Origin of the sequence: Salinivibrio socompensis S35, from assembly GCF_000513715.1 — a bacterium.
GTDB classification, from domain to species: Bacteria; Pseudomonadota; Gammaproteobacteria; order Enterobacterales; family Vibrionaceae; genus Salinivibrio; species Salinivibrio socompensis.
The window spans coordinates 1-7,158 of the sequence record NZ_AQOD01000077.1; the positions used below are offsets into that span (position 1 = coordinate 1).

The window sequence follows — 7,158 nt, forward strand, 5'->3', positions numbered from 1 at the left end:
TGGACGCATCCCCGGTTATCACAAGCACACAGATGTCTCTGTTACCGATTATATCAATAAGGTAAGGCGTAAAGAGATCCACGATCCTATCCTCTCTTTTCAGCTTTCCAATGACTTTGACGTCAAACGGTTAATGAATCGCTACTTGCCCGAAGATGATAAGTCTGCAGGCTACGCGACATTATTAGAGTGGGATAACTTCTTTTATGAAGAAGATGCGTCATCAGTACACGACATTGACAAAACCATTGTGCGACTTGGTGTAGTGCAATGGCAGATGCGTCATGTGCTCTCGGTTGATGATCTGCTCAATCAAGCCGAATTTTTTGTCTCATCTTTAGCTAACTATCAATCCGATTTCGCCCTATTTCCCGAGTTCTTTTGTGCGCCCTTAATGGGGCTTGCCCCGGATAAACGCTCGGTCGAGGCAATACGTTTTCTCAGTGAGTTTACCCAAGCGATTAAACAACGCTTTTCTCAGCTGGCAGTGACTTACAACATCAATATTATCGCAGGGAGTATGCCCGTCCTCGAAGATGGCAAGCTCTACAATGTGTCTTATTTGATGCATCGCGACGGCAGCATTGATGAACAATACAAAATCCATATTACGCCACACGAGCAACGAGACTGGGTGATCGATGGCGGTGATACGGTCAAAGTTATCGAAACGGACGCAGGCCGCGTTGGCATTCTCACCTGTTACGATGCCGAGTTCCCTGAGCTAGGACGGATCCTTGCCGAGCAAGGGGTGCAAATCTTGTTTGTTCCTTTCTGGACAGACACCAAAAATGGTTACCTTCGAGTGCGTCTGTGCGCGCAAGCACGCGCGATCGAAAACGAATGCTATGTCGCGATTGGTGGCAGTGTCGGTAATCTGCCTCGCGTCGATAACGTCGATATTCAATATGCCGAATCAGCCGTCTTTTCGCCGTCTGATGTGTACTTCCCTCACGATGCGACACTCGCAGAAGCGAACGCAAATACTGAGATGATGATCTTCGCAGACGTTGATCTTGATAAGCTCAAAATGCTGCATGAGCGGGGCTCAGTGACAAACTTGAAGCACCGTAGACCGAAGCTCTATGCCAGCCACTTGAGCCAAGAATAAATATCGATCCGGCCCCAAACGGGGCCATTTTATTATCATGAAGGAGAGTGATTCGTGTTTATCGCACTGAGTTTGCGCAAGGTCAGTGCATTGGCTGGTGCAAAGGATCACTCTCTTGATAGAATCAACCTGTTTCTGCGTAAACGTTTATTAAGAGAGATTCCGAATGGGACGAAGTTTTGAAGTTCGTAAAGCGTCAATGGCGAAAACCCAAGGCGCAAAAATTAAGGTTTACTCAAAGTACGGTAAAGAGATTTACGTGTGCGCCAAGAACGGCGGGCCCGATCCAGATAGCAACCTGTCTCTACGCCGCTTGATTGAAAAAGCCAAAAAAGATCAGGTTCCTGGGCATATCATCGATAAAGCGATCGATAAAGCGAATGGCACAGGTGGCGAAAACTACGAAGTTGCTCGTTATGAAGGATTTGGACCTGGCAGCTGTGCCGTCATCGTCGATTGCTTGACCGATAATAACAACCGCACCTACATGGATGTCCGTCAGTGCTTTGTCAAAAATGACGCTAAAATTGGCTCACCTGGTGCGGTGTCTCATATGTTTGAACATCAAGCCGTTTTTCAGTTCCATGGAACGGATGAGGAAGGTACGTTAGAAGCATTAGTGATGGCCGATGTAGATGTTTCAGACATCGAAGCGGACGACGGTGTGATTACGGTTTTTGCGCCTCATACCGAGTTTTTCAAAGTGAAAAATGCGCTAAGCGATTTTCTTGGCGACACGCCGATTGATCTAGAAGAGATCACCTTTGTACCTCAAATCGATACGAAGGTCAGTGGCGATGATGTTGAACGTTTTGAAAAATTCCTCGATATGCTTAACGATTGCGATGACGTACAAAATGTCTACCACAACGCTGAGCTAGCCTAATCCCTGTTACATGCTAGAGCGTCTCATCTCAGATGGCGCTCTATTTCTCACCTAATTGCGTTAACAGCATTTGAGAGAATAACGCCCAGCTTTGGCGAAACCTATCCTCACCTTGAGATAAATAACTTTGCAAGCCCGCACCAAGAAAGAAAGCATCCACCACTCGGATTGCCGTATCTATCTGATATTGAGGAATTTTACCCCGATAAAAATAGTCAATCGCTCGGTATATTCGGTTAAACCATGCTGCGAAAAACGTTGTATTGCAGCACGAAATTGCACATCAAATAAGGCTTGAGTCGTGAAGCTATACATCGCCTTCATCGCATAAGGCTCGCACTGCATGGTCAGATATAAAGTATCACCTGTTACCGCTAAATAACTTTCAAAGTCTTCAAAATTAGCCGGCTCAGCGACCGCTAAAAACATCGAGATTAACTCATCCACCGCCGCATATTTTACCGCATCAAGGTTATCAAAATGATGATAGAGCGCGCCTTTGCTGATCCCAGCCTTTTTACCCAACTTTGTCGCTGTGAGTGCAGCAAGCCCTTCATTACCAACAATTTCTAATGTGGTGGAAAGAATATGTTGCCGCATCGCCCGCGATGCAATTTCATGCTTATTCATCGTTATTTGATCAAAATTGAAAGTCCAGATGAAAAAATAAAACATACCGAATGTTCATTCAAATATTTTAGTGTGAAATGTGACCAATAACCGAATGATTTTTCGACAGGAAGGTTTATGGCCGGAGAAGGCGTTGAAAGTCGATGTTGTAAAATAACAGGTGAGTATGCAAAGACAGGGGCTGTCTCTGTGTCTACAATAACAAGAGGAAAATCAACGAGAGCCGGATGAGTACGATGAAAAGATTATGGGCTTTATTACTGATTATGAGTATCTCGGTATCCGTGAATGCCAAAACGACCTATATCATCGGCGTACAGAGCTTTTCCCAATATTATCCTTTCTCAGCTTACTCCAGTCGTAATTATTCTGGATTCAACCGCGAATTGCTGGATATGTTCGCTAATGAGCATCACTATCGATTCGTGTACAAAGCCTTACCACTCACAAGCCTCCCGTCTCGCTTTGTCGATGGTGTCGTTGATCTTAAGTATCCAGATAGCCCCGATTGGGATCTCGATATCAAAAAAGACATCAATGTCGTCTACAGTGATCCCGTGATAGATTATATCGACGGTGTCATGGTTATCGACCAAAACTATGGCCAACCTCTTGATCAGCTACAGCTTCTAGGGACAGTCGCAGGCTTTACCCCTGAGCCTTATCAATCACGTATCCGTTCGGGCCGCATACGCTTAAATGAAAGTTACAAATATGATTCTTTGATGATGAAGCTCGTTAGTGGCCGTGTTGATGGTGGCTATGCGAATATCGCCGTCGCGCAATTCTATCTCGATCAAATGGGCTTTAAAAAAGGATCGGTACGCTTTGATGATACCCTCCCCCATATCAAAGGAACACGGCGGCTATCGACCATCCATCACCCCAAACTCATCGACGAGTTCAATCAGTTTTTAATCGACAAAAAGGAGGCGATATCGACACTAAAAGCGCGTTATAGGATAGAGTAACGCGAGGATTATCGCTTCAATTCAGCATACTATATTGTATACTCGCACGGCCCATTCAGGCAGGATAAATATGTTGAATTAACACAGTGAAGGATACCCTTGAGTAATCAACTTATCAGTTTGGATTTATTTTACGCAATTGAGCACCTGATGCCCGGTAAGCGCACCGCTGCGTTGTTTCGTCGCTCGATCAAACACCTCCCGTCACGACCTTGTCTCTCCCCCATTATGATTCTGCAGCCGGGCTTCAGCTGGCTCTCTTTCGCCACTGTCGAAACTATGTCGCGTTTACACAAGGCAAACCAATCTCACCCGATTTTGATTTTTCCGGGACCGCTGAACAAATCTTAGCGGCAGAATCTGTGATGAAAGCATTTATTCGCGGCGCATATTGGTGGGTTGAGTATCATATGGGCCTGTATCGTGAAGACTGGAGCCAAGAGCAGACTCAGCGTTGGTTAAAAGATTTGCGCCTTTTAGTACAGATTATTATTGGTATCGGTAATTGCACAAATGCTGAGTTTTTAATTACGCACCGTGGCCCGATTCAAGCCCTTACTTACGACACGCACCTAGAGCCTTTCTCAACAACTATTAGTGACTGCAACAACGATTAATGACTGCGCATTAGGCGATGACGGAGATCGCTTCCCATTTCGCTATTTCGTCATGTTTTTTCGATAGCCTAAGTCCAACATTCATGAAATAGGCTCTCGTATGAAGCGATTGAAACGCTATCAATATGAGCGGTATGCCATCCTCTGTCGCGCCTCATACCCCGTTTATTTTGATCACACCCATTACGGTTTAGTCCTCATGGTCGACGTGATATTTATGACCGATGGGGGCGGTGTATTATTCGGATACTTTGGCGGGAAGACGACGACGCGATCGTGGTCTTTCGTGGTTCGCAAACGGTCTGGGATTGGTTGCTCAATTGCGCATGTACACCTAAAGCGATCACCATCGACGATAAAAAATGTCACGTCCATTGGGGATTTCATTATCTTCTAACGCAAAAGAGCTTGTCCTGGCAACCGCACAAGCGCCAGTATCGACAAATGACGAACAGCCAGTTTGCTGATATTGCTCAAGCGGCAGACCACACCGTGCTTGAGGGAGAGACGGTGCTGACTAAATTAATCTCTGCGTTGACTCCTTTTTTGCAGGAAGGAAAACATATTTCTTTTATCGGCCATTCATCGGGAGGTGCGATGGCTATTGTCGCCGCCGCCAAGCTAAACCATCAATTTGGCGATGCGATAAAGCGTAATCGTTACCTTTGGCCAACCGGCAGCGGGGATGTGCGGTACGTTTTAAACGCTTATATCCATTTTCAACGCGCACCTACCGTATCTGTTGTGATGTCGATATGGTGACATTCTTACCCGCTATTCCTTTTGTGTACTGGCATGTTGGACGATTACTTTGGCTACACGAAAATAAAATCTATACCAACACACTCTCTTTAACCCGGATCCTGCGCGTTCTTTTTAGTTGGTTAACGCGTCCTGTTGCTTACCACTACATGGATAAATATATCCGGCGTAAGGATTACTTTGACCAGCACTAGCCTCTCATGCGTAGACATTTTTTGTATCAATCATACGAGAACGGGATCCTGTGCGCACAAATCTCGAGTGAAGTAAGAACTCAACCAATAAGCTTTCGCTTTAAGGTCAACGAGCGGAATTCACGCTATTTGCAAAGTTTGCGTTTTATTTTTGTTCACTTAGGGGCAGAATAGCGCCATTACTGGGGGAGGCGTTGACGGAAACTATGGAGATAGCTTTGTTGTCTGAGTTAAAAAATATTGCCCAACTACTGTTAGAAAACAAATTATTAACGACCATCGGCGTCATCGTCGTTGTCAGTGTCGTTCGCCGACTGATCCTACGTCACATTCGTGGTGACAGTAATTTTCTTAGCGAAGATCAACGTAAATGGATGTCTCGTACCAAAAATGGTGCGTTTACGACTTTGTTACTCTTTATGTTCCTATTTTGGAACACCGAAATCAATGAATTTGCATTGTCACTGACCGCCATCGCTGTGGCCGTTGTGGTCGCTTCAAAAGAGATCATTTTATGCTTCACCGGTTCTATTCAACGTGCGAGCTCTCGATCGTTTCGTATTGGCGATTGGATTGAAGTGGGTAATACACGCGGTGAGGTGATCGAACACAATTTAATGGCGACTAAAATTCAAGAAATCGACACGCACAGTGGTCATTATTGTTACACTGGAAAAACCGCGACTCTCCCGAATAGCTTGTTCTTTGCCACCACGGTGAAAAATCTAAACTTCATGAAGCGATATGTGTATCACCATTTTCATTTAGTGGTCCGCGGCGATATTAATTTATACCCGCATATTCCTGGGTTATTGGCACGCATTGACGATCATAGTGAAGATTTTATGGATATCGCTCGGCGGTACAATCACGTGATAGAGCGTCATGCGGGCGTCGATTTACCTGGCCCTGAGCCGCATTTATATTTATCCCATACAGAGACGGGCGAGCAGCTTGTTCACGTTCGACTCTTTTGTCCGACAGAGCGCGCGGCGGAACTTGAGCAACTTATTCGTGAAGACATTATGACATTATATTGTGAAAAGCTGCTCCCAGCCGCAGACGGCAAACACACGGAAGCGGAAGAACCACAGACAACAGACACGTCTGTGCCATTGGCAAGCACTTAGAAAAAAGCAAGTTAGAGTAGAAAAAGTGTCCCTAGACCCAAAAAGGCAACAAACCCAACAATGTCTGTCACTGTGGTTAAGATCACTGAGCCAGACAAGGCTGGGTCAATTTTCAATTTATCTAACAGCACTGGAATGAATATTCCTGCCAACGCGGCACTGATAATATTGGCCACTATTGCACTGCCGATGACGGCACCCAAGCTCCAACTATCAAACCAATACCCTGCAATAATGCCAATCACGACAGCCCAAAGCACGCCATTAAATAAGCCCACTTTAAACTCTTTCGTGAGCAATGGTTTTAAGTTGGCCTTAGATATTTGCCCAAGCGCTAAGCCGCGTACAATCAAGGTGAGTGTTTGGCTGCCCGCAATGCCCCCCATAGATGCAACGACCGGCATTAATACCGCCAGCGCCACCACCTGTTGTATAGTGGCTTCAAACAAACCAAATAAACCAGGAAGCGAGAAATGCCGTCAGCAAGTTGATTCCTAACCACAGAGCTCGATTTTCGAGCACTTTCATGACAGGCAGAGAACAAGTCCTCATCCTCATCTAAACCAGCCGAGGCCATGATCTGCGCTTCTGCTCGCTCGGTCTGCATCTCATAAGCCGTACCCAGATCAAGACGGCCAATCAAGATCCTCCATCATCTAACACGGGTAAGGCAACCTCTTCACTACTCGCCACTTTGTCAGCGCTAGCGTAGATGTCATCACGCGCATTCAAGCTTGGGAATTGGTCTCGCACCAGTCACTGATTTTTAATAGACCATCGGCACCGAATAACTTGTGGATCGGCACGGCGCCCACCCAAAGTCCACGGCTATCGACCACAAAGACGTGATCACAATA

7 protein-coding genes and 1 pseudogene are annotated in these 7,158 nt (G+C 45.8%); 6 read left to right on the forward strand and 2 right to left on the reverse strand.

The window, feature by feature from the left end; all coding sequences use genetic code 11:
- Together DZ54_RS0109590 and DZ54_RS0109595 are read left to right on the forward strand one after the other, a co-directional pair.
- Window positions 1–1,111 (forward strand): carbon-nitrogen hydrolase family protein (locus DZ54_RS0109590; RefSeq protein ID WP_025673910.1); only part of this gene is annotated, 1,111 nt, incomplete at its 5' end.
- Window positions 1,112–1,277: 166 nt separating this feature from the next.
- Window positions 1,278–1,997: a YebC/PmpR family DNA-binding transcriptional regulator gene (locus DZ54_RS0109595; RefSeq protein WP_025673911.1), complete on the forward strand. Its 720-nt coding sequence runs from the start codon at window positions 1,278–1,280 to the stop codon at window positions 1,995–1,997.
- Between the two features lie 177 nt (window positions 1,998–2,174).
- Here the strand turns inward: DZ54_RS0109595 and DZ54_RS0109605 are convergent, their stop codons facing one another.
- On the reverse strand, window positions 2,175–2,627 hold the full coding sequence (locus DZ54_RS0109605) for a TetR family transcriptional regulator (protein ID WP_164831574.1): 453 nt from the start codon (window positions 2,625–2,627) through the stop codon (window positions 2,175–2,177).
- Between the two features lie 236 nt (window positions 2,628–2,863).
- On the opposite strand from DZ54_RS0109605, the gene DZ54_RS0109610 reads away from it, so the two are divergent.
- The 4 genes from DZ54_RS0109610 to DZ54_RS0109625 all read left to right on the forward strand — a co-directional run bounded on the left by DZ54_RS0109610 (window position 2,864) and on the right by DZ54_RS0109625 (window position 6,301).
- Entirely contained in the window at window positions 2,864–3,598 is a 735-nt protein-coding gene (locus DZ54_RS0109610; RefSeq protein ID WP_025673913.1) for a type 2 periplasmic-binding domain-containing protein, read from the forward strand.
- A gap of 365 nt (window positions 3,599–3,963) precedes the next feature.
- On the forward strand, window positions 3,964–4,215 hold the full coding sequence (locus tag DZ54_RS25990; RefSeq protein ID WP_240473955.1) for a hypothetical protein: 252 nt from the start codon (window positions 3,964–3,966) through the stop codon (window positions 4,213–4,215).
- Between the two features lie 276 nt (window positions 4,216–4,491).
- A complete protein-coding gene (locus tag DZ54_RS25995; protein ID WP_240473956.1) occupies window positions 4,492–4,977 on the forward strand; it encodes a lipase family protein in 486 nt (161 codons plus the stop codon).
- 415 nt (window positions 4,978–5,392) lie between these two features.
- Window positions 5,393–6,301, forward strand: coding sequence for a mechanosensitive ion channel family protein (locus tag DZ54_RS0109625; RefSeq protein ID WP_025673914.1), 909 nt, complete (start codon window positions 5,393–5,395; stop codon window positions 6,299–6,301).
- An 11-nt stretch (window positions 6,302–6,312) separates the two neighbouring features.
- Here the strand turns inward: DZ54_RS0109625 and DZ54_RS20580 are convergent.
- Window positions 6,313–6,829, reverse strand: a pseudogene (locus tag DZ54_RS20580) (magnesium transporter); the annotation flags it as partial.
- Window positions 6,830–7,158 lie beyond the last annotated feature (329 nt).